Below are 24,220 nucleotides of genomic sequence, written 5' to 3' on the forward strand. Positions count from 1 at the left end.
CATGGGGGCGCTCCGTGGATGTCAGCCTGCCCGGGCGATGTCCGCTTCGATCAGCATGCGGACATAGCGGGTATACGGAATTCCCTTGCTGGCTGCCCTGGCCTTGAGCGCGTCCAGTAGCCCCAAGGGAATCCGCATGTGCAGGGCGGCTTCCTTGCGGGCAATCTCGATGTGAGAACCCCCGGCCGGGAAGCGTCGAGGCTTTCCGGCAGGGGGCATGGTCGGTTTGGCCAGCTCCTGTGTGCCGGCTCAGACCAGCGGCAGATGCTGCAGCTCGTCCTGCAGCGGGCCGGTGCCATGCCACAGATTCTGTGTGGCAGGGGTGGCGCTAGCGGTGTTCATGCCGGCGGCCCCCGTGGCACCTGCGGAGGTGCCGGCATGCGCAGCGGCCTGACCGGTTGTCAGGTCTGCTGCGTGGAGGGGCGTCGTGCCGGCCTGCGGGGATGTCTGGCCCGCGCGCTCTCCGGTCTGGGCTGCCGGCTCTCCCTGTGAAGCATGCTGCCCGTTCACCAGATCGTCGAGCTGCAGGGCGTTGCCTGCAACAGTCAGGCTCTTGCTGCCGGCGGCGGGGGCCGGCTGGGTGGCATTGACGGTGACGGTCTGTGGGAGCGTGTTGAAGATGATTTCGTCCCTCCCGTCCAGGCCGTAGAAGGTGAACGTGCCGCCCTGGTTGTGGTGCGCATCCCAGTAGAGGCTGTCGTACTCGCTCTCCAGCACCTTGTCGCCTTTCGTGAGGTAGACTTTCTGGCCATCACGCAGCACATACACCGGTGACTGGCCCGGATCCGTGTCGCCGTTTTCGGTGAAGTCCTGGAAACGGATGGCCATGGGCTTGATGGCAGCGTTTTTACCCATCACGAACCTGGGTTCGATCTTCTGGTCCTGACCCGGCGTCACGCTGAAGTGTGCTTCGGCGGGCGGGTAGTAAGAGGGGCGCGGGGCGCTTTCATAGGCGGTGATGACGCGCGAGATCTCGTTGCCGTCATGGTCGATGAAGGTGTTTCCCTGGGCGTCCAGCGGGGTGAAGCGGAAGGAGCCGCCATCGTTGTACGCGCCGTGCCAGTACAGGAGAAATTTCTGGCTGTTGGGATAGAGGATGTCACCTTCGTTGACCGCAGGGTCATTCAGCGACTGACCCTGGCGCAAGGCTGCAGACCCTGGCTTTGCGTTGATGGCGTCGATCTTGTCGATCCGGATGGATGCGACGTGATGCTCGCCATTGCCCCAGAAGCGTGGTCCACGGGCGCCACTGGAGAGATGTGCATGGGCGTTGTACTGGAAGGGGAAGACGGTGTCATTGAGCTGCAGATCGAAGGCATCCTCACGGATGTCCAGATACCGGTGCGCCGTCGTGTCCGGGTTCTTCAGAATCTCGGCCCCGTGCTCGTCCAGCGCGGTGAAGCGGATCCGGATGTTGCCGTCGTTCTGGGTGGAGTCCCAGCGTACCTTGTCGTAGTCGGCGGCCTGGATGGTGTCGCCCTGTTTCAGGTTCGTGCGTACGCCGTCCTTCATCAGGTAGAGGCCGGTGGCCGGCAGCATCTGCGGCGGGATCGTGCCCGCCACGGCAAAGCCGTCGATGCGCACCTGGGCGGGCACGTGCTCGCTGGCCTCACCGCTGAACAGCGCGGGTTTCAGCACGAAGCTGTTGTAGTCGTGCGGCACGCGCAGGGACACGGCGTTGCTGCCGTTTACCTCGTACTGCGGGCTGTGCGGCAGCTCGTTGACGTGGATGGTCTGGGTCACGGGCTTGCCGTCGGCACCCAGGATGGGCACCTTGTCGGCATCCAGCGCCACCACGGTGAAGAAGCCGCCGTCGTTGAACTTGCCGTTCCAGTACAGCTTGCTCACGTCCCCGGCAGCAATGATCGACTGTTCCGCCTCGGCCTGGGTGCTGTCGGCGCCTGCGCCCGGAATGACCACGGTGCGGGCCGGTGTGCTGCCCTGGGCCTCGTGGCGCAGGGTGAGCGGCGCCTGCGATTCGGCCTGGCTGGTCTGGTTGACCGGATTGACTTCCGTGACCATCAGGTAGGCCGGACGGTGTGCGGCATCGGTGCCCAGCAGCCTGTTCTCGATGTCCGGAACGCGGGCAAATGGGTGTGCCCAGTTCCAGGCCGTGTTCACGGTCGAGCCCTCGCCGGCATAGGTGGGCGCCACCGGTGATTCATGCACGGTGACGGTCTGCACCCGGGTGGTGGGGATCAGCTCGCCGTTGGCATCGACCTGCTCGAACGAGAAGCTGCCGCCGGCGTTGCCGGTGGCGTTCCAGCTGAGTTTGTCGAAGTCGGCACGGTCGATGAGCTGGCCGACGCTGACCTGCACGGGGGCCTCGCCGCCCGGGCCGTCACGGTCGATCTGCAGGGTGTTGCCGGTGGTCGTGCTTTGGCCGGCATCGTTCAGGGCATTGATGGCCGTGATGCGGATCTTCGGCGGGGCATTGCCGGGGATGGTGCCGATGAAGGTGTCGGCCTGCAGGGCAACGTCCTGGTCGTGCGGTGTCACGATGGGGGCCGCAGGATCATCGTACTGCGGGGCGTGCAGCTGGTCCTCATGGATGGTGATGGTCTGGGCGACGGCACCCGGGATCTCGTTGCCCTTGCTGTCCAGCGGCACGAAGGTGAAGCTGCCGCCCTTGTTGCCGACGGTGTTCCACGAAAGCTTGGCAAAATCGGCCGCGTCGATGGTGTCACCAGTGTTCAGGGCGGTGGGGACGGTGCCGCCCTTGCCATCGGCATCGATCTGCAGGGCAGGGGTCTCGGGCGTGCGGTGCTCGTCCACCTGCAGTGCCGTGATCCGGATCTTCGCGGGGGCCTTGTTTTCCGTGTCACCCGTGAACAGGGACGGATTCAGCGTCACGACCGCATCGTGTGCCGTGTTCAGGGCCTCGCGGCTGGCCGGATAATCCGGCGCAAGGGCCGGTTCGTTGATGGTGATGGTGCGCCGGATCACCTGGTCGTCGGCGCTCAGCAGCGGCATGTAGGCACTGTCCAGCGCCACGAAGGTGAACTTGCCGCCGGTGTTGTGGCGGGCGTCCCAGACCAGATTGTTGATGGCGGCCTGGCTCAGCACCATCGGCATGGAGGGCAGTGGATGCAGCGAGCCATCCGGGTAGCGGAGCATCAGGCCGCTGGGGTGATCGGCCTCGGCATCGTTGACGCTGACCTTCGTGATGGCCACGAAGCTGGGGGCACGGGAGGAGTCGCTGCCATCGAACAGCGAGCGTGCCAGGGCGTGCGTCAAGTTCTGCTCCACGTCGAGGGTGAGCCGGGCGCTGTCGTAGACGGGCGGCAGCGGCGATTCACGCACGGTGACGGTCTGCTCGCCAAAGCCCACGATGGGCTGCTGCTGCCCGTCCAGCGGGATGAAGCGGAAAGTGCCGCCTTCGTTGTGGGCGCTGTCCCAGCGCAGGTTGGCAAAATCGTCGGCACTGATGGTCTGCCCGGCCCGCACGGGTTCTCCGGTCGGGGAGGCCGCAGAGACCAGGCCGAGGGGGCCGGAGGCCCCCTGGTCGGGGTTGGCCGGGTCGATGGCCACGATCTGCACGAAGGCCGGTTTGCGGGCGGCATCGCTGCCGGCCAGCACGCTGGCATCGATGGGCAGTGTCTGGTCGTGGGCCACCAGCAGCGGGGTGTCGTTGTCGTACACCGGGCCTTCGGGCGATTCGTGCACTGTCACGGTCTGGCTGACGGGCTGGCGGCTGGCATCGACGATGGGCACGCCGTCGCCGTCCAGGGCCGTGAAGCTGAACTGGCCACCGTCGTTGTCACCGGCATCCCAGCGCACCAGCGCAAAATCGGCGCGATCGACGATGCTGCCGGCCTGCAGGGGCTCCTTCGTGCCGTCGCGGTCGATGTAGAGCGCCGGCTGGCTGGCGTCGGTATCGCTCTCCGGGCTGATGCGGTCGATGCGCACCTGGGCCGGACGGTTTTCCGAGGCGGTGCCGCCCAGAATCTGCGCCTTCATGCTGGCGACGCCGTCATGCGCCACCGGGACGGTGCTGTTGGCCGCATAGGTGGGCGCAACGGGCGATTCGTGCACCTGCACGACCTGCGCCGGCAGGTGGGGCAGGGGATCCTGGTCGGCATCCAGCGCGATGAACTCGAAGCTGCCACCGCCGTTGTGGCCGGCATCCCAGCGGATCTGGCCGAACTGGGCGGCCGGCACGATGTCACCCACCTTCAGCGGGGTGAGCCGGCCGTCTTCGCCCTTCAGCATGGGGGGCGAGCCAGTGCCGTCCTGGATGGTGGCATCGATGGCCGAGATCTGGATGAAGGCCGGACTGCTGGCCGGGCGGTTGCCGGCAAAGACGGTGGCGGGCAGGGCCAGTATGGCGTCCTGCGGCACGACATGGGTGGGCGGCGCCTCCGGATAATCCGGATAGTCGGGATACTCGCATACCGTGACGGTCTGGGCCGTCCAGCCGGGTACGTCGGCCCCCTGCGCATCCACCGGCATGAAGCGGAAGCTGCCGCCCTCGGAGTTCATGGCGTCCCAGCGGACCTTGTCGAAGTCCTCGGCGCTGATGGTGTCGCCCGGCTTCAGGAACACCCGGTTCCCCGGATACTGGATGTACAGGGGCGAAAGGCCGTCGGCCTTGTCGGCGTTTTCGGAGAGGGACAGGATGCGCACGGCCGGCGGGCGACGGGTGGCGTCCTGGCCGGCAAACAGGGTGCCATCGACCGGGTGCTGTGCGTCGTGGCTGGCCTTGAAGCCCAGATCGTCCGCATAGACGGGGGCGAGGGGGGCTTCGTGGATGGTGACGGTCTGCGGGGTGCCGGTTGCCTCACCGCTGGCGTTCAGGGCCGTGAAGCGGAAACTGCCGCCGTCATTGTGGGCGCTGTCCCAGACGAGACGGCCGAAGTCGGCCGGTGCCACCACGGTGCCGGCGGTCACGGCGGTCAGTGTCCCGTCTTCTGCCTTCAGGTACAGGGCGGGCGTGCTGCCGTCGGCCTGGCTGGCATCGATGCCGTCGATGCGCACGCCACCGGCCGGGGCCGTTTTCGGGTTCTGGCCGGCCAGGGCCTGGGCGTCGATGGCCAGTGTCTGGTCGTGGGCGACGGTGTAGCTGACGGGCTGTTCCGGATATACGGGTACCGGGGGCAGCTCCTGCACGGTCACGATCTGCGGTGTGGCACCGCCGACTGGCACGCCCCGCGCATCGCTGGCAACGAACTGGAATTCGCCGCCGGCGTTGTCTTCGGCGCTCCAGAACACGCGGCCGAAATCGGCTTTGGCGATGATGGCGCCGGGTGCCAGGCGGGTGGGGGCGGAGCCGTCGTCGTGACGCAGCCACAGGCCGCTGGTGGTGTCGTCGGCACCGGTATCCGTGCCGCCGTCGGTGCTGCCGCTGCGCACGCGTACGCGCTGCAGCACGACGTAGTCGATGGATTTGCCCGTTACGCCCCGGCCGAACAGGGCGGCGTCGAGCGTGTGTTCGCCGTCGTGTGCCACGGTCTGGACCGGGGTCTGCACGGCGGGCTTCAGCGGTTCGGTGCTGGCGGTCTCGTTGCGGCCGGAAGGCTGCCGGCCGCCGCCATGGCCGTCGTGGCCGCTGGCCACGGCGGAAATGCCGCCCAGCAGCACGGCCGAGCCGGCGGCCAGGGAGGCAGCGGTGAAGGTGCCCAGGGCGCCGGTGCCGGCTGTTGTGGCGCGCGCGGCTGCCGTTCCGGTCATTGCACTGCCTGCGGCCATGCCACTGGCAGAAATACCGCCCGTGGCCATGCTGCCTGCAGCGGTGCCGGCCGCTGCGGTTCCCCCGGCTGCTGTGCCACCCGTTGTGGCAACACCTGCAGCCGTGGTGCCGGCTGCTTCCCCGGCCGCGGCGCCGGTGGCTTCGGCGGCAGCGCCTGCCGCATTCATGCCGCCATGGTGCGGCAGCAGAATGGCGCAGCGGTTGTCCGAATCGTCATCGTCCCTGGTGCGTGGCTGGTTTTCGTCCCGGTCCTCGCAGGTCCGGTCGTCGTCATCGTGGTGGTGACCCCGTCGGCCCGGCATCTTGGCCGGATTGGGCGCCGCCGCCAGCAGGCCGGACTGCGCGGGCAGCGTGTGTGGCCGGTCAGCCTGGGCGGAGACGGGGGACAGGTGTTCGGGCGCGAGCGGAGCGGACGGGATAGTGTTTTGCGACGCCATGGTAAAAAGGGGCAACGAAGTCCGTGATGCGCCATACTTCCTTTTTTGTCGCAGAATCCCTAGTCTTTGTTCACAGATGGCCGTTCCGGCCCGCCGGGCGTCGGCCGCGGCAGCCGATTCGTCAAGAAAATGCAACGGCTGGTGCAGGGGCAGCCAATCTGACCTGTCCAGTGCGCCTGTCAGTACATGGCCGCGACGAGTCTGGGGGTGAATGCGTCCAGAACACGCTCCAGCCAGGGTATCCACCTGTGGCACGTGTCCTGCGCAGGTGCGCCGGGGATACGCTTGGGCACGTGTGTGCCAGCGAAGGAATGTGCAGCGGGAAATCGGCGGCTGGAGTGCCGTACCGTGGTGCTGCGCCGTGTTGTTGCCAAGGGACGCACCGGCTGCGTGCAGGCACAAAAAAGGCCCGATACTGCCGGGCCTTTTTTGAGGAAATGGGTAACCCCGCCTGTGCCGGTTGGCCGGCATCCTGAACCGTGATTTCAGTTCAGGTCGGCAAAGAAAGCAGCCACATCAGGTTCATCCGCAAAAGGGACGATCGCAACAGTGGCGTACCTGTTTTTCTTCACCTCATGCATCGCATTGGTTCAAGGAATATATGGCCTGAACGAACACTGCAGGGTTGAAGCAATTATACGCGCTTGTTTACGGCCCGTGGCAAGTGTGGTCATGCATCTTTCAGGGTGTGACCGATGAATGGTCGGTACCTGTTGCCTGCCCGAAGAGAACGCCCGAATGCTCAGCGCACGCCGTCGTGGCGGCGGATTTCCTCGTCGAGGTCGTTGTTGAGTTTGGCCACCAGGGTCTGCACCTGTTCGATGGTGGCGGCGCCCGAGTCCACCGGCTGGCCGAGAAACTCGTAGGTGATCTGCAGGGCGGCGTGCACGGCAATGCGCTCGGTACCGTGGGCCATGCCGGCATCACGGATGCTGCGCATCTTCTGGTCGACGATCTGGACCGCGTTCATCAGCCGGGGCTTCTCGCTGGAGGGCACCTGCAGTTTGACGGTGCGGTCAAGGATCTTGACCTCGATCTGTTCCATGGACATGGGCGGGATTCCGAAACTCAGTCTTTGTCGGTCTGGGGCAGGGGCAGGCGGGCCAGGGCCGATTCGACGCGGGCACGCGCCTCGGCCAGCCGCTGCTGCATGTCGGCCTGGGTCATGGCGGCCTCACCCAGGCGGCCGCGCAGAAGCTGGTTCTCGTCCGAAAGCTGACGGGAAATTTCAAGCAGGCGCTTCACGCGCTCGGCCAAAAGCTGGAGATCGGTTTCCATGCCCGGGGATGGTAGGGATTTGTCACAGGAGGGTCAAGGCAACCGACATCAAAGGTACAGCGCCGCTCGCGCGTGCCATGGACATGTCGGCACCCTGGTTGATCCGGAACGGGCCGTGGCCACGCACCGGTGCAGGTGACTGGACCTGTGGAGGCCCGCCACACGCATTACCCCTGATTTTGCCATGCACGGCCGATGGCCGTCCGCTGGCGGGACCGGACGCTGGTGACAGGTGCCGGTGACGGGCGCTGGCAGCCCGCCTGTCGGGCCGGACCCCACGAGGTGCTGGGGGCTGGATGCAGCTGTCATCCCGCCAGGCCGGTTCACCGTTGTCTTTCGCTGGTCCATTTCCCTGCAGCCGCGGGCTGCTGTTTGTGCCATTGCTGCCATCTGGCTGCTGCCATGACGGCCATTGCTGTCATGACGGCGATGGCCATAGCCGCCATGATGGCCATCGGGTGGCAGGCCGCGCCTGCCGTGGTGCCGTGGCGTGCCGGCATGCTGCGGTTCGGGCATCTTCTGCCCGGCCCCTGCCGACCGTCGCAGACGGCCGGGTGTGTAATGCCTCCCGGTGCCGCGGCGACAGAGGGGATGGCGGCGCAGCAGCCGGCCGTCATGTCCCTGCCCGGATGCAGGAATCCCTTACACATATCACGAAAGATGTATCCAACGTGACCGGTGCGGGAGGAATGCCGGGGTTGTGTCATGGTCAACCGGCCGGCCTGCCGCTACCATCGGGGCAGCGCATTCTGCGCCCGGGTCCCCACCTCCCGTACAAACCTCTTTCCCGACCGACGATGAAGAACCCGTTCTGCTGGCCGCTGTCCCTGTGTCGATCCCCCGTGCTGCCGTCCCTGCTGCTGGGCGCATCCCTGCTGGGGGCCGTGCCTGCCCTGTCGGCCCATGCCGGCGACACGGCCCAGGGGGGGGCAGAGACCCCGGCCACGGCGGGGGCCGCGGCGGCTTCGGCCACAGGGGCGGCGCCTGCGGGGGGCCAGCCGGCAGCCACCGACTGGAAAACCGGCCCGCAGCGGGTGGGTTCGCTGGAGGTGGAGCTGGTTTCCGATGCCACCCAGGTGGTGCCGGGCGAGACCTTCCGGGTGGGGCTGCGGCTGCGGCACGATCCCCACTGGCACACCTACTGGCGCAACCCCGGCGACACGGGCTTTCCCACCAGCTTCGTGCTGGAGGGGCCGGAGGGTACCCGCTATTCGGACATCCGCTGGCCGGCACCTTCGCGGCTGGCCATCGGGCCGCTGGCCAATTATGGCTACGAGGGCGAGGCCCTCATCTATCGTGACGTGACGCTGCCGGCGGGTTTCGCGGGCCGGCAGGCGCATTTTCAGGTGCACACCGAATGGCTGATCTGCAAGGAAGTGTGCATCCCCGGTGATGCCGCGCTGCAGCTCGACATTCCCGTGGGCGGGGCCACCATGCATGACCAGGCCGAGCTGGCCGGCTTCGAGGATGCCCGCCGTCACGCCCCGGCAGCCGACCAGAAACCGGCCCAGGCCGGCTGGTGGCAGCGGGGCGGGCAGGCCGTGCTGGTGCTGCCGGCGGCGCTGACCGAAGAGAAGACACCGAAATCGGCGCTGTTCCTGCCGTATTTTGCCGGTGTGGTGCGTCCGGCGGCACCGCAGAAGCTCATCGAGATTTCCGGCGAATCGGGACGCTATGGCATTGCCCTGGAGCTGGACGAACAGGCCATGCGCACGGCCGAGGCCGGCTGGGAGGCCCAGGGCGGCATGGTGGTGATCGATGGCCAGCAGCCGGTGGAACTGGCCCTGAAGTCGCAGACGGTGGTGCCGGTGGCGGCCCGTACGGTTTCCGTCAACGAGCCGGTACAGGTGGATGTGTCGGGCGCAGAAGGCGGGGGTCAGGGCGCCCAGGCGGCCCAGGGCAAGGGCAGTTTCATGGGGCAGCTGCAGATGGGGGCGGCCCAGGGTGGAGCCACCGGTGCTGAGGCCGCAGGCGCCCGGACGGGTGCGCAGGCCGGCCAGGCCGGTGCTGCCCCGGCAGCCGCAGGGGCTGCCACGGGGGCTGCGGGACAGGATGCCGGCAGCGGAGCAGGGCCGGACGCGGCGGCCGGTGCAGGCGCTGCTTCCGGTGCCACGCCGGGGGCAGCAGGGGCCACGGCCACCACGGGTGGTGCAGCGGCTTCTGCACCGGGTGTGTCGGTCGACGGCAGTGCTGCTGCCGGGGGAGGCGCCAGTCGTGCTCCGGGGGCCGCAGGTGGTACGCCGGCAGCCGGTACACCGGGAGCCATGGGGGCCCAGCCGGGCACCGACGGCACGGCCGCCGAGAACGGCCAGAGCATGACCGAGGCCAGCGGCGCACTGGCACAGCTGACCGGTGCCGGAGAGGGCGAGGGTAGCTGGCTGACGCTGGCCGGGGCCATTCTGGGCGCCTTCCTGGGCGGCCTGATCCTCAACCTGATGCCCTGTGTGTTCCCGGTCATCGGCCTGAAGGTGCTGTCATTCACCGAGGCCGCTGCCGGCAAGCCGGCCGAGGCACGGCGGCACGCCATGGTCTTCGGTCTCGGTGTGGTGGTGAGCTTCGTGGCGCTGGCCGGGGTACTGCTGAGCCTGCGCGCGCTGGGACAGGCGGCGGGCTGGGGCTTTCAGCTGCAGTCGCCGGTGTTCGTGGCGGTGCTGGCGCTGCTCTTCGTGGTCATCGGCCTGAACCTGTTCGGCGTGTTCGAAACCGGTACCCGGCTCACCCAGCTGGGTGCCATGGGTGGTGGCCAGGGCAGCCGGCAGGGCTACGGGAGCAGCTTCATGACCGGCGTGATGGCGGTGGTGGTGGCCACGCCGTGCACGGCGCCCTTCATGGGCAGTGCGGTGGGCTTCACGCTCAGCAGCTCGGCGCTGCTGGTGCTGGCGGTGTTCGTGGCCATCGGCGTGGGCATGGCGCTGCCGTATCTGCTGCTGGCCAGCAGCCAGCGCCTGCTGGCCATGCTGCCGCGTCCGGGGGTCTGGCTGCAGACCTTCAAGCAGTTCCTGGCCTTCCCGATGTTCATCACGGCCGCGTGGCTGACCTGGGTGCTGGCCCTGCAGGCCGAGGCCGAAGGCGTACTGCTGCTGCTGCTGGCGGCCATCTTCCTGGCCTTCAGCTGCTGGATCTATGGTCGCTGGCAGTTCGAGCTGCGCCCGCGCGGGGCACGCAGTACGCCGGCCTGGATCTTCGTGGCGCTGCTCTCGCTGGGCGCCGTGGTGGGGCTGCTGAGCCGGCTGCCGGTGGTGGCCGATGCCTTGGTGGCGCAGGCACAGGGTACGGAGGCCGTGGCTGCGGTGGCGTCGGGGTCGGCCGTGGCGGCCGGTGCGGGTGTTGCCGGGATGCCGGGTTCGGCGGCTGGCGGGGCTGGTGGCGCCTGCCGGCCTGGGGCCGATGGCAAGCTGCCCGCCGCCTGCCGCGGCTGGCAGCCCTGGTCGGCCGAGCGCTTTGCGGCGGCCCGTCAGGCCGGCGTGCCGGTGTTCGTCGATTTCACGGCCGCCTGGTGCCTGAGCTGTCAGGTGAACCAGAAGGTGGCGCTGGATCGCGACGAGGTGCAGGCCGCCTTCCGCGAGCGCAACGTGCTGCTGCTCAAGGCCGACTGGACGAAGCGTGATCCGGCCATCTCGGCCGAGCTGGCCCGTTATGGCCGCAACAGCGTGCCGCTCTACCTGTATTTCGAGGGGCGTGACCCCAATGCCGCCCCCCGCCGGCTGCCTGAACTGCTGACGGTGGATACGGTGCTGACGGCCATCGGGGCACAGAAGGGCTGACGGGGGTCAGCCGGCAGTCCGGCTGCCGGGCAGGCCCAGCACGGCCCGCATGTCGAAGAGGCCGTGGGCCTGGCCGGCCAGGAAGCGGCAGGCACGCAGGCTGCCGTCGGCATAGTGGGCGCGGCTGGTGGCGCGGTGGCGGATCTCGATCTGCTCGCCGGTGCCGGCAAACAGCACGGTGTGGTCACCCACGATGTCGCCACCGCGAATGGTGGAAAACCCGATGGAACCGGGCTGGCGCGGGCCGGTATGGCCCTCGCGGGCAAACACGCCGATTTCCTTCAGTGGCTGGCCCAGCTGGGTGGCAATGGCCTCGCCGATGGCCAGGGCGGTGCCGGACGGGGCGTCCACCTTGTGTTTGTGGTGGGCCTCGATCACCTCGATGTCGGTGTCTGCCAGCATCTGCGTGGCCAGTTCGATCAGGCGGATGGCGATGTTGACGCCCGGGCTCATGTTGGCGGCCTGCACGATGGCAATGTGCCGGGAGGCCGTCTGCAGGCGTGCCTTCCCGTCATCCGAAAACCCGGTGGTGCCGATCACCATCTTCACGCCCAGTCGGGTGCAGATGTCCAGATAGGCCAGCGTGGCCTCGGGGCGGGTGAAGTCGATCAGCACGTCGGCACCCTTCAGCGCCTGCTCGGCCTGGTCGGTGATGGTCACGCCCGTGGCCTGGCCCATGAAGGCGCCGGCATCCGTGCCCAGCGACGGGCTTCCGGGTCGGTCCAGCGCGGCGGCCAGCTCCATGTCGGGGGCGGCCAGCACGGCCTCGATCAGCATGCGCCCCATGCGGCCGGAGGCGCCGGCAACGGCAATCTTCATGATTTTTCAGTCTCCTTCGGCTGGTAGCCGGGCAGGGCGGGGTCGTTCGGATCGTCGCGGGCCGGCAGCGGGTCATGCTTTATGTCGGTGACCCGGTTGTCGGCAAAGAACACCGTCACCCGGCGCAGTTCGGATTCCCCGTTGGGGTACTGGAAGCGGAACACGTATTCCCAGCGGTTGGGATGAAACACGTCGGCCAGCAGCGGCGTACCGATGCGCAGGCGCACCTCGTCGGGGCTCATGCCGGTGCGCACCTCGTCCAGCATCTGCTGGTTGATGTAGTTACCCTGCGGAATGGCAAAGCGGTAGGGCTCCAGAAAGCCACTGCGCGAGCGGTCGGAGGCGCAGCCGGCCAGTGCCGTGACGGCGGCCAGCGCCAGCAGGGGGACGGAATGGCGAATGAGTCGGTGAGGCATTCGGGGGTCTGGCTGGGTTGGAGGAAATGCAGAGCCACACGCGTGTTGGTCCCGCGAAACGCGCGCGGCCCCCGCATGTAAAGTTCCTGCAAAGTTGCCGGTGCCGATGGTTTCGGGCCGGGCATACCCCCGTATGATAAGGGCTTCCTGTTTCATGCTGTTTCAGCTTCATGTCAGCTTCGTTCCGCGCGGCGTCGGGCCGCCGTACTGTTCTGGTGGTCACGGTGGTGGTGGTGCTGGCCATCGGGGCCGGTCTCTGGTTCTGGGTCATCAAACCCTCGTCCGGCACAGCCCCGGCTGCGGACATGCCGCCGGGGCCGCCCGGCGCACCCGGAGGTCCCGGTGGGCCCGGTGGCGGGCAGCCGGTCACCGTCAGTGTCTCCCCGGTGGTGAAGGGGGCTTTCCCGGTGCTGGTGCGGGCCGTGGGCAATGTCACGCCCTACAACACGGTGACGGTGGTGCCGCAGGTGGAAGGGCGGCTGCTGCGTGTGCACTTCCGGGAGGGGGACCGGGTGAGGGCCGGCGACCTGCTGGCCGAGCTGGATGCCCGGGCGCTGGAGGCCAGCCTGGCCGAGGCCCGTGCCACCCAGGCACAGAACCAGGCCGAACTCAGGAATGCGCAGGCCGACCTGGCCCGCTATCAGCGGCTGTTCAGGCAGGATTCGGTGGCTCGCCAGCAGCTCGACACCCAGCAGGCGCTGGTGCGGCAGCTGCAGGCGCGCTCTGCGGCCGACCAGGCCAAGGTGGACAGTGCCCGTGTGCAGCTGGGCTACACGAAAATCCACGCGCCGGTGACTGGCCGGCTGGGTCTCATCAAGACCAACGTGGGCGCCATGATCGGCCCCAGTACCACCGACGGGCTGGTGAGCATCGTGCAGGTCGATCCGATTTCCGTTGTGTTCGGCGTGCCCGAGGTGCAGTTGCAGTCGCTGCGCGACGCGATGGCGCAGCAGGACATGTCCGGGGGCCTGGAAGTGCAGGCGTGGGACCGCACCGAATCACGCCTGCTGGCCACGGGCCGGCTGACCACGCTGGACAACCAGATCGACACCACCACGGGTGCGCTGCGGGTGCGGGCGCGCTTCGACAACCCGGGTGAGCAGCTCTTTCCCAACCAGTTCGTCAATGTGCGGCTGACCCTGCAGACGCTGCCCGGGGCGCTGAGTGTGCCGGTGGATGTGGTGCAATTCGGCAACCAGGGCAACTATGTGTACGTGGTGCGCGACGGCAAGGCCCATATCCAGACGGTGAAGCTGGGGGCCAGTGCCTCGGATCGCGTGCAGGTCGTCGACGGGCTGCAGGCCGGCGAACAGGTGGTGCTGGAGGGCATGGACAGCCTGCGTGACGGCAGCCGGGTGAAGATCGTCGCGCCGGTGGAGGGAGACCCCGATGCGCTGCTCGGTGGTACGCCGGATGAGACGGCAGGCAAACCGGCACCCGCGGCTGGTCATGCGGCACCCGCGGGCGGGAATGCGGAATCTGCAGGCGGGAATGTGGGACCCGCAGGCGGGGACGCCCAGCATGCCGGGGATGCCGGCCCGGGTGGCGACGCACCGCCTGAACCCTGAGCGGGGCAGACGCCATGAACATCTCCCGTCCGTTCATCCTCCGGCCCATTGCCACCTCGCTGCTGATGCTGGCGCTGCTGGTGGCGGGGCTGCTGGCCTGGCGGCTGCTGCCGGTGGCGGCGCTGCCGCAGGTGGAATATCCGGTCATCCAGGTGCAGGGCGAGCTGCCCGGGGCCGGACCCGACACGGTGGCGCGGATGATCACCGCGCCGCTGGAGCGCAACCTCGGCCAGATCTCGGGGCTCAAGCAGATGTCGTCGGCCAGTGGTGCCGGCGTGTCGGTGATCACGCTGCAGTTTGCGCTCGACACGCGCATGGACGTGGCCGAGCAGGACGTGCAGTCGGCGCTGGACAATACCAGCGGGGTGCTGCCGCAGGGCATGCCGTCACCCCCGCGCTACCGCAAGGTCAATCCGGCCGATACCCCCATTCTGACGCTGGCGGTCAGCTCGAAGACGCTGCCGCTGCCCCAGGTGCATGACCTGATCGACACCCGCATGGCGCAGAAGCTCGCCCAGGTGCAGGGGGTGGGGCAGGTGAGCCTGGCCGGCGGCCAGCGGCCGGCCATCCGCGTGCAGGCCGACAGTGCCGCGCTGAAATCGGCGGGCCTGACGCTGGCCGACCTGCAGAAGGTGATCGCCTCGGCCAATGCCAACCTGCCCAAGGGCAGCTTCGATGGTCCGGTGCGCAGCACCATTCTGGATGCCAACGACCAGATCACCACGGTCAGCCAGTACGACGATCTGGTGGTGACCTGGAAGAACGGGGTGCCGCTGCGCCTGAAGGATGTGGCAAAGGTGGTGCAGGGGCCGGAGGACCGCTTTCTGGCCGCCTGGGCCGATGCCGAGCGCGCCATCCTGATCAGCGTGCAGCGCCAGCCCGATGCCAACGTGATCGAGGTGGCCGACCGGGTGCGCGAGCTGCTGCCGCGGCTGACCGCTACGCTGCCGGCCAGCGTGGATGTGCGCATTCTCACCGACCGGACGGAGAGCATCCGCAGCTCGGTGCGCGACGTGCAGACCGAGCTGGTGCTGGCCGTGGGGCTGGTGGTGCTGGTGACGCTGCTCTTCCTGCGTTCGGGGCGGATGACGCTGATTCCGGCCGTGGCGGTGCCGCTGTCGCTGGTGGGCACCTTTGCCGTGATGTATCTGGCCGGTTATTCGCTCAACAACCTCAGCCTGATGGCACTGACCGTCGCCACCGGTTTCGTGGTGGACGATGCCATCGTGATGATGGAGAACATCGCCCGGCACCGCGAGGCCGGCAAGCCGCCCCTGCAGGCCGCACTCGACGGGGCCCGCGAGATCGGCTTCACGCTGGTGTCGCTGACCGTGTCGCTGATTGCCGTGCTGATTCCGCTGCTGTTCATGGGGGACGTGGTGGGGCGGCTGTTCCATGAGTTTGCCGTCACGCTGGCCGTGTCGATTGCCCTGTCGCTGGTGGTGTCTCTGACGCTGACGCCGATGATGTCGGCGCGGATGCTGAAGGGGCATGACGGTAGGACGAAAGAGCAGACCGTAGGGCATCCTGTTCATGACGACAGGGCAAACGGGCGGCAGGGAGCGGATGCGCGCCATGAGCAGCATGATTTGTCATCAAACCATGCCGTTTCCATCACTTCGTCCGGAAATGCGGATCCTGGCGGAAATGCCGGTTCTGCCGGACACGCAGGTTTTCTCGACCGCCTCATCGCCGCCTATGGCCGCAGCCTGCACCGCGTGCTCGACCACCAGCCGCTGATGCTGGGGGTGATGCTGGCCACGCTCGCCGCCACGGTGCTGCTCTATCTGGCCGTGCCCAAGGGATTTTTCCCGGTGCAGGACAGTGGCGTAATCCAGGTGGTGACGCAGGCGCCCGGCACCATCTCCTTCGAGGCGATGAAGCGCCAGCAGGAAACCGTGGCGGCGCAGCTGCTGGCCGATCCGGACGTGCAGAGCCTGTCGTCGTTCATCGGCGTGGATGGCAGCAACACGGCGCTCAGCACCGGCCGCATGCTGCTCAATCTCAAGCCGCATGAAGATCGCAGCGATGACGTGCAGGCCATCACCGCGCGCCTGCGCCGGAAAATGGCCGACCGGCTGGTCGCCGAACGCCAGGCCATGGGTGTGTGGTTCCAGCCGGTGCAGGAACTGTCCATCGAGGACCGCATCAGCCGCGCCCAGTACCAGATGACGCTGAGCACCCCCGACAGCAGCCTGCTGGCCGAATGGGTGCCGAAACTGCAGCGGGCGCTGGCCGCCCGTCCCGAGCTGGCCGACATCGGCAGCGACCTGCAGAACGATGGCTGGCAGGCGTACATCGACATCGACCGCATCGCCGCCGCCCGGCTGGGCGTGCAGGTGGAGACGGTGGCCACGGCACTGCAGAATGCCTTTGCCCAGCGCCAGATCGCCACGCTGTTCACCCAGTCCAACCAGTACCGGGTGGTGCTGGAACAGAACCCGGAACGCGCGCAGGGCGTGGCGGCGCTGGATCACGTGTACGTGGCGGCCACGGATGGCACGCCGGTGGCGCTGTCGGCGCTGGCGCACTGGCGCAGCCGCAAGGCGCCGGTGGTGGTGAACCATCAGTCGCAGTTCCCGGCGGCCACGCTGTCGTTCAATCTGGGCGAGGGCCACTCGCTGGGGCAGGCCGTGGCGGCCGTGGAAGAAGTGCAGCAGCAGCTGGGCTGGCCGCTGGCCATCGAGAGCCGCTTCCTGGGGGCGGCCGAAGCCTTCCGCGCCTCGCTGTCCAATACGCTGTGGCTGGTGCTGGCGGCCGTGGTGGTGATGTATCTGGTGCTGGGCATCCTGTACGAGAGCGCCATCCATCCCATCACCATCCTGTCCACGCTGCCCTCGGCCACGGTGGGGGCGCTGCTGGCGCTGCTGCTCAGTGGCCGGGTGCTGGACATGGTGGCGGTGATCGGCATCGTGCTGCTGATCGGGCTGGTCAAGAAGAACGGCATCATGATGGTGGACTTTGCGCTGGAGGCCGAACGGCACGGGCGCCTGACGCCCCGTGAGGCCATCCACCGGGCGGCCGTGCTGCGTTTCCGGCCCATTCTGATGACCACGCTGGCGGCCCTGCTGGGGGCCGTGCCGCTGATGCTGGCCCACGGCTCGGGGGCGGAACTGCGCCAGCCGCTGGGCTGGGTGATGGTGGGGGGGCTGCTGGTCAGCCAGGTGCTGACGCTCTACACCACGCCGGTGGTGTATCTGTTCTTCGAGCGGCTGGGGCGCAGGACATGAACCTGTCGCGCCCCTTCATCCGCCGCCCCATCGGCAGCACCATGCTGGCGCTGGCCATCCTGCTGGCGGGCCTGCTGGCCTGGCGGATGCTGCCGGTCTCGCCGCTGCCGCAGATCGACACGCCGATGGTGGTGGTCTCGGCCAGCCTGCCGGGCGCCAGCCCGGTCAGCATGGCGGCCACGGTGGCCGGGCCACTGGAGCGGGCGCTGGGTTCCATTCCGGGGCTGACCAGCATTTCGTCGTCCAGCAGCACGGGCAGCACCGAGGTGCGGATGTTCTTCGACCTCGACCGCGATCTGAACGACGCGGCGCGTGACGTGCAGGCGGCCATCAACGGCGTCATCGACCAGCTGCCGCCCGGCATGCCCAGCCGGCCCACCTTCCGCAAGCTCAATCCGTCCACCTCGCCCATTCTGGCGCTGGCGCTGTCGTCCCGCACGCTCACGCCCAGCCAGCTCTACGACATCGCCGCCAACACGCTGCAGCAGAAGCTTGCGCAGGTGAAGGGGGTGGGGGAGGTGTCGCTGGGCGGCGCCTCGCTGCCGGCCGTGCGCATCCGCTTCGAACCGTCGGCCCTGGCGGCCATGGGCCTGTCGCTGGAGGCGGCCCGCCAGGCGGTGGCGGCGGCCAATCCGGACGTGGCCCAGGGCTTTCTGGAAGATGGCGAGCACCGCTGGCTGGTGGCCACGGGCCGCACGCTGAAGAATGCGGCGGATTTTTCCGCGCTGGTGCTGCGCTGGCAGAACGGTCAGGCCGTGCGGCTGGCCGACGTGGCGGAGGTGACCGATTCGGTCGAGAACCGCTACAGCAGCGGTTTCCACAACGACAAACCGGCCATCATCACGCTGGTCAGCCGTCAGCCCGATGCCAACGTGGTGGCCACCATCGATGCGCTCAAGGCCACGCTGCCGCAGCTGCAGGCGCTGCTGCCGCCGCAGGCCGAACTGACGGTGGTGATGGACCGTTCGCTGGGCATCCGCGGCAGCCTGGCCGAGGCACAGTGGACGCTGGTGTTTTCCTGTCTGATCGTGGCCGCCGTGGTGTGGCTGTTCGTGGCCCGCGTGCGTGAGGCGCTGATTCCGGTGGCCGTCATTCCGGTGTCGCTGATCGGCACCTTTGCGGTGATCTGGCTGGCCGGGTTTTCGCTGAACAATCTGAGCATCATGGCGCTGGTGGTGGCGGCCGGGCTGGTGGTGGATGACGCCATCGTCGTGCTCGAGAACATCACCCGCCATGCCGAGCAGGGGCTGTCACCGTACCGGGCTGCACTGCGCGGGGCGGGGGAAGTCAGTTTCACGCTGCTGGCGCTGAACGTGGCGCTGGTGGTGGTGTTCGTGGCCGTGCTGCTGATGGGCGGCATCATCGAGCGGCTGTTTCGCGAGTTCTCCCTCACGCTGGCTGCTGCCATCGCCATCTCGCTGGTGGTGTCGGTCAGTCTCACACCGGCGCTGTGTGCGCATGTGCTGCCCCGGCGTGTGCGGCGTGCAGAACCGGCCGGCTGGCATGCTGCGTATTTTCATCACCTGCAGACGCTCTACGAACATTCGCTGGCCCGGATGCTGCGCCATGCCTGGCTGGGCCTGGTGCTGCTGCTGGCCCTGATCGGCCTGAGCGGCTGGCTGTTTGCCAAACTGCCGCGTGCCGACCTGCCCGAGCAGGATACCGGCGTGATCGGTGCCTTCATCCGCGGGGATGACGGCTTTTCCTTCCAGGTCATGCAGCCGCGCATCGAGGCCTACCGGCGCTGGATCCTGTCCGATCCGGCCGTGCAGGACGTGGTGGGCACCAGCGGTGGCAATGGCGGGCTGACCAATGCCCATCTGGTCATCACGCTCAAGCCGCTGGCAGAACGCAGGGTGTCGGCCCGGCAGGTCATCGACCGGCTGCGCCGCAACGCTCCCGAGATGGCCGGCACGATGTTCTTCGGCCGTGTGGAGCAGGACCTGGAGCTGTCGCCCCCCCGTTTCGGTGACGATGCCGATCACACCATCGTGCTCAAGGCGGGTGACGTGAACCTGCTGCTCGACTGGAACCAGCGGCTGGGCAAGGCATTGTCGGCCCGCCCCGAGCTGAACAACGTACGCTACAGCCGGGGCGGTGATACCCGCCAGATCGTGCTCGACATCGACCGCGAGGCGGCCAGCCGGCTGGGCGTGTCGATGAGCGACATTTCGGCCGTGCTCAGCAATGCCTTTGCTCAGCGGCAGGTGGCCACCCTGTACGAGGACGACAACCAGTACCACGTGGTGATGGAGGTGTCCGAACGCTTCACCGAGAACCCGCTGGCGCTGGACCGGGTGCAGATCATCACCTCCGAAGGCAAGCAGGTGGCACTGTCCGAGCTGGCCACCTGGCGCTTCGACATGGTGCGTGACCGCGAGCGCCACGTGGACCAGTTCTCGGCCACGCTGATCAGTTTCTCGGTGGCACCGGGCGTGACCGATGCCCAGGCGCTCGAGGCCGTGCGCCAGACGCTGGATGCCGAACGCATGCCTGCCACCGTCATCGCCGACATCGACGGTGATGATGGCCGCCCGAAGTCACTGGTCAGCACCGACGGGCAGGGCTGGCTCATTCTGGGTGTGTTGCTGGCCGTGTACATGGTGCTGGGCATCCTGTACGAGAACCTGCTGCATCCGCTCACCGTGCTGTCCACCCTGCCTTCGGCCGGCGTGGGGGCGCTGCTGGCGCTGTGGGCCAGCAGCACGCCGTTCAGCCTGATTGCGCTGCTGGGGCTGTTCCTGTTCATCGGCGTGGTGATGAAGAACGGCATCCTGATGATTGACGTGGCCTTGAAAAAACAGCGCGACAATGGCCTGCCGGCGGCACAGGCCATCCTGCAGGCAGCCAGCCAGCGGCTGCGGCCCATCCTGATGACCAACCTGGCGGCCCTGGCCGGTGCCATCCCGCTGGCCATGGGGCTGGGCGATGGCGGCGAGCTGCGCCGGCCGATGGGTCTGGTCATCATCGGCGGTCTGGCCGTCAGCCAGCTGATCACCCTCTACACCACGCCGGCGCTGTACCTGCTGCTGGCAAGGCTGCAGCGCAGGAAGGGGCTGGACGGTGGGCCGGTACATGGGGCGTCGTGAGGAAGCCGAAACCGCGAGGATGCTGAATGACTGGGGAAGGTGAAACGGTGAGACAGACCAGGGAGGGTTGCAGGACGTGCCGGAACCCGAGGGTGAAGGATCATGGCGGGGCCACACGGGAAGAGGACCGAAAGGGTCGTGACATAATGCGTTACGTTTGCATCCTGTGATGAAGTCTCCCTCATCATGCCTTCACCGGCCGGTCCTCCCATTGTCTGGCCGGCCCCTCCTCCTTCCTGCCGACATCTGCCTTCATGGATACCCTGCTCAAAATCGTCCGCTTCACCAACAAGACCTTCGCCCTGTGGGTGCTGGTGTTTGGCCTGCTGGGCTTCTGGTTTCCCGAAACCTTCAAAAGCCTCGGCCCCTGGATTCCGTACCTGCTGGCGCTGGTCATGCTGGGCATGGGCCTGACCCTGTCGGTGAAGGACTTCACTGGCGTACTGCGCTACCCGAAGGCCGTGCTGGTGGGCGTCTGCGCCCAGTTCCTGGTCATGCCGGGGCTGGCCTGGCTGCTGTGCAGGGTGTTCGACCTGCCGCCCGATCTGGCCGTGGGCGTGATTCTGGTGGGCGCCTGCCCGGGCGGCACGGCGTCCAACGTGATGACCTATCTGGCCAGGGGCAACACCGCACTGTCGGTGGCCTGCACCACCGTGGCCACGCTGCTCGCCCCGGTGCTGACCCCGTTCGTGTTCTGGCTGTTTGCCTCGCAGTGGCTGCAGGTCGATGCCTCGGCCATGTTCATCTCGGTGCTGCAGGTGGTGCTGCTGCCGATCATCGTCGGACTGATTCTGAAGGCCCTGCTGGGGCACCGCGTCGATCATGTGGCCGAGAGCATGCCGCTGGTCTCGGTCATCGCCATCGTGCTGATCGTGGCCGCCGTGGTGGGCGGCAGCAAGGACCGCATCATCGATTCCGGCCTGCTGATCTTCGGTGTGGTGGTGCTGCACAACGGTCTGGGCTATCTGGGCGGCCTGCTGGCGGCACGGCTCTTCAGACTGTCGTTCTACGACGCCAAGGCCATCGCCATCGAGGTGGGCATGCAGAACTCGGGGCTGGGCGCCACGCTGGCCGGCCTGCACTTTGCCGCCTCGCCCATCGTGGCCGTGCCCAGTGCCGTGTTCAGCTTCTGGCACAACGTCTCTGGTCCCATCCTTGCCACCTGGTTTGCCAGCCGGCCCAATGGCATCGAGGGGGTGCACGACGAGGTGGCGTCCTGATGTCCATGGGAGGTTTTCTGTCGCCTGCCTGTTTCCGGGGAGGTTTCCTGTTGTCTGTCCGTTTCCGGGGAGGCTTCAGATCGCCTGTCCGTGCCGCTCCCGTCCGAAAGGGGGGTAACCTACCAACATCGTTGGGGCAGGGGACGCTTCGGGGCGCTTACACTGAAGCGCCCGCATGTGTGATGGTGCCATCATGTGATGGTTCCACCCACCCGGGAGCGTGTCAGAACCCGTTTTCCCCCGTCTGGCGCGTGTCATGAACTCATGCGTTCCTGCGCTGGCCCCTGAAAACGCGTGCTGACAGGGGGCGATGCGCCGGAAAGACCGGCCACCTTGCCAGACTGGGCAACGCCGGCCGCACGCCGATTGGGTGTCGGTTCAAAGGGCATGCCCCGACGGGCACGCCTCCCGGGGCTGGTTCTTTCCAGGGGCGCCTCCGTCATCGAAACTCACATCCGGACGTTTGTTTTCTGGGCCGGATGTCTTTTGCATTCATTTCCGATCAGACTCATTCCAGACCGTCATGATTCCTCTGTTCCGCCGTTCCCTGCTGGTCGCCAGCATCGCCCTGATTCTCAGCGGCTGCAATGTGATCGCCCCCTATCAGCAGCCGAAGGCTGATCTGGATGCCCCGCTGGAGCAGAACACGGGCTGGCACCTGGTGTCGTCGGCCGGGCAGACCGCTGCGCAGCAGGGGGGGGCAGCCGCGTCCGGCCGGGGTGGCCAACCGGGGGGTGCAGCACCATCCGGTCGGGCGGGCCAGGCCGCAACCGGTCAGGACGGCGCACGTGGTACGGATTCCGGGCGCAACGGCGAGAGCAACGCCGGGCAGGGGGCAGCCGGGCAGCAGGGTACCGGCCAGCCGGCTTCCGCCGATGCCAGCCAGATCCCCGCACCGCTGGCCACCGTGACGCTGCTCAACGGCGCCGCCTTCGATGACCCGGTACTGACCCACCTGCTGGCGCGCCAGCAGAGCGGCAACCTGACCCTGGCCCAGTCCGAGGCCCGCATCCGGCAGGCCCGTGCCGTGCTGGCCGGTGCCGGTGCCTCGCGGCTGCCACAGGTCACGGCCAATGCCGGGGGCACCCGCCAGGGCACCAAGGCCAGCGGCAGTGCCAGCAGCAGCCTGAGCAGCGCCATGTCGGGCAGCGGAACCTCCACGACCGGCACCACGGGCAGCAGTGGCATGTCCGGTCTGTCTGGCATGTCGGGTGGGCTGGGGGTGGCCAACAGCGTGCAGGCCGGCACCTCCATCAGCTGGGCACCGGACCTGTGGGGGCGTGTATCGGCCAAGGTCGAGGGCAGCCGGGCATCCCTCGAAGCTGCCAAGGCCGACCGCAAGGCGGCCGAACTGCAGGCCCAGGTCAGCCTGATCCAGTCCTACTGGCGCATGCGCCTGGCCGAGGCTCGGCTGGTGCTGCTGGAGCGTTCCATTGCCACGGCCGAGCGCTCGCTGAAGCTGGTGCGCAACCAGCATGCCTCGGGCCTGGTGGCCAGGGCCGATGTGGTACAGGCCGAGACCCGGCTGCAGACCGTGCTCACCCAGCGCCACGAACTGGTCAGCAGCCGCGACACCGAACGCCACGCCATGGCCGTGCTGATGGGTATCCCTCCGTCGGCGCTGACGGCAGAGATGCTGAAACCGGCTGCCGGTTCCGTGCTTGGGCGGCAGATCGGTTCGTCGGGTGCGGCGATGCCCTCTGCATCCGGCGCAGGAAGCCCGGAAGCGTCGGGCGCAGGGACACCGCAAACATCGGGCATGCCCGGTACTGGCTCATCCAGTGCCTCCGGTTTCAGAAAGACCGCGGATGCATCAGATACCGGAAAAACAGTGAAGCCGGGTACCGAGGGGGCTGATGGTCCTGACAGGGCATCTGGCCAGACAGCCCCGCCCGTCCAGCTGCCGTCCGTGCCGGCCCTGCCCGAATCCCTGTCCATCGACCTGCTGGTCCGCCGCCCCGACGTGCGCGCCACCGAGCGGGCCGTGGCCGCGGCCAATGCCGAGCTGGGCATTGCCCGCAGTGCCTGGCTGCCGGACCTGACCTTCACCGCCTCGGGCACGCTGGGCGCCGAGACCGTGGCCAACCTGATCTCCTCGCCGCTGCGCTCCTGGTCGGTTGGTACCCAGCTGGCGGGTACCCTGTTCGACGGTGGCACCCGCAGCAGCACCCTGCAGCAGCAGGAAGCCGCCTACGACGAGAAGGTGGCTGCCTATCGCGAAGCGGTGCTCAAGGCACTGCAGGAAGTGGAAGACGGGATGCTGAACTTCCAGACCCTGCGCAACCAGGAGGCCGACCAGCAGCGTCTGGTCGAGCTGGCGCAGGAATCCGAACGAGTCGTGCGCAACCGCTACCAGAGCGGGCTGGTGAACTATCTGGAACTCTCCACCGCCGAAAGCACCAGCCTTTCCGCCCAGGACACGCTGCTGTCGCTGCAGGCCAACCGGCTGAACAACTACATCACGCTGCTGTCCGCGGTGGGCGGGTCGTGGCAGGTACAGTGACGACATGCGGTGGCCCTTCGCATGAAGCAAACGGATGAGCATCAGTCTGACAACGGGCAGACAAGCGGTGAGTGCCCTGGTGGCTCTGGCCCGGCCCGTGCCGCTCGGAATCAGGGAGACCTGATGTCACTGGCCGGCGTGTTCAGACACGCGACGCATGTCAGACTGACGGATGATGAACTGGATGCAGCCATCAGGAATGGCTAT

Annotated in this window: 12 protein-coding genes; 6 read left to right on the forward strand and 6 right to left on the reverse strand. The window is 67.7% G+C overall.

All coding sequences use genetic code 11. From position 1 onward, the window contains the following. Positions 1-21 precede the first annotated feature (21 nt). The 4 genes from EHV23_RS05900 to EHV23_RS05915 form a co-directional block, all read right to left on the reverse strand. Positions 22-219 (reverse strand): CopG family antitoxin, encoded by a 198-nt coding sequence (locus EHV23_RS05900; protein WP_125095112.1) that lies wholly within the window; start codon positions 217-219, stop codon positions 22-24. Positions 220-249: 30 nt separating this feature from the next. Then, on the reverse strand, positions 250-6,126 hold the full coding sequence (locus EHV23_RS05905; protein WP_125095113.1) for a hypothetical protein: 5,877 nt from the start codon (positions 6,124-6,126) through the stop codon (positions 250-252). Positions 6,127-6,868: 742 nt separating this feature from the next. Continuing rightward, a complete protein-coding gene (locus EHV23_RS05910) occupies positions 6,869-7,177 on the reverse strand; it encodes a cell division protein ZapA (protein ID WP_125095114.1) in 309 nt (102 codons plus the stop codon). A 17-nt stretch (positions 7,178-7,194) separates the two neighbouring features. After that, positions 7,195-7,404: a hypothetical protein gene (locus EHV23_RS05915; protein WP_125095115.1), complete on the reverse strand. Its 210-nt coding sequence runs from the start codon at positions 7,402-7,404 to the stop codon at positions 7,195-7,197. Between the two features lie 842 nt (positions 7,405-8,246). On the opposite strand from EHV23_RS05915, the gene EHV23_RS05920 reads away from it, so the two are divergent. Next, a complete protein-coding gene (locus tag EHV23_RS05920) occupies positions 8,247-11,168 on the forward strand; it encodes a thioredoxin family protein (protein ID WP_158615852.1) in 2,922 nt (973 codons plus the stop codon). Between the two features lie 6 nt (positions 11,169-11,174). Here the strand turns inward: EHV23_RS05920 and dapB are convergent, their stop codons facing one another. Both dapB and EHV23_RS05930 read right to left on the reverse strand, forming a co-directional pair. Further along, positions 11,175-11,987 (reverse strand): 4-hydroxy-tetrahydrodipicolinate reductase, encoded by an 813-nt coding sequence (dapB, locus tag EHV23_RS05925; protein WP_125095117.1) that lies wholly within the window; start codon positions 11,985-11,987, stop codon positions 11,175-11,177. After that, on the reverse strand, positions 11,984-12,403 hold the full coding sequence (locus EHV23_RS05930) for an outer membrane protein assembly factor BamE (RefSeq protein WP_158615853.1): 420 nt from the start codon (positions 12,401-12,403) through the stop codon (positions 11,984-11,986). Before EHV23_RS05930 ends, dapB begins: the two co-directional genes overlap by 4 nt. A gap of 170 nt (positions 12,404-12,573) precedes the next feature. On the opposite strand from EHV23_RS05930, the gene EHV23_RS05935 reads away from it, so the two are divergent. The 5 genes from EHV23_RS05935 to EHV23_RS05960 all read left to right on the forward strand — a co-directional run bounded on the left by EHV23_RS05935 (position 12,574) and on the right by EHV23_RS05960 (position 24,013). After that, positions 12,574-13,971 (forward strand): efflux RND transporter periplasmic adaptor subunit, encoded by a 1,398-nt coding sequence (locus EHV23_RS05935; RefSeq protein ID WP_125095119.1) that lies wholly within the window; start codon positions 12,574-12,576, stop codon positions 13,969-13,971. Positions 13,972-13,985: 14 nt separating this feature from the next. Then, the gene (locus EHV23_RS15980) at positions 13,986-17,201 is read left to right on the forward strand and encodes an efflux RND transporter permease subunit (RefSeq protein ID WP_238990302.1); all 3,216 of its coding nucleotides are present in this window, start codon (positions 13,986-13,988) and stop codon (positions 17,199-17,201) included. Further along, positions 17,198-20,290 carry an efflux RND transporter permease subunit gene (locus tag EHV23_RS05950; RefSeq protein ID WP_125095120.1) on the forward strand — a complete coding sequence of 1,031 codons (3,093 nt, stop codon included), beginning with the start codon at positions 17,198-17,200 and terminating at the stop codon, positions 20,288-20,290. Before EHV23_RS15980 ends, EHV23_RS05950 begins: the two co-directional genes overlap by 4 nt. Positions 20,291-20,544: 254 nt before the next feature. After that, entirely contained in the window at positions 20,545-21,510 is a 966-nt protein-coding gene (locus EHV23_RS05955) for a bile acid:sodium symporter family protein (protein ID WP_125095121.1), read from the forward strand. Between the two features lie 523 nt (positions 21,511-22,033). Continuing rightward, positions 22,034-24,013: a TolC family protein gene (locus tag EHV23_RS05960; RefSeq protein ID WP_158615854.1), complete on the forward strand. Its 1,980-nt coding sequence runs from the start codon at positions 22,034-22,036 to the stop codon at positions 24,011-24,013. The last annotated feature ends 207 nt before the right edge of the window (positions 24,014-24,220 follow it).

The organism is Lautropia dentalis, from assembly GCF_003892345.1.
Lineage (GTDB): Bacteria > Pseudomonadota > Gammaproteobacteria > Burkholderiales > Burkholderiaceae_E > Lautropia > Lautropia dentalis.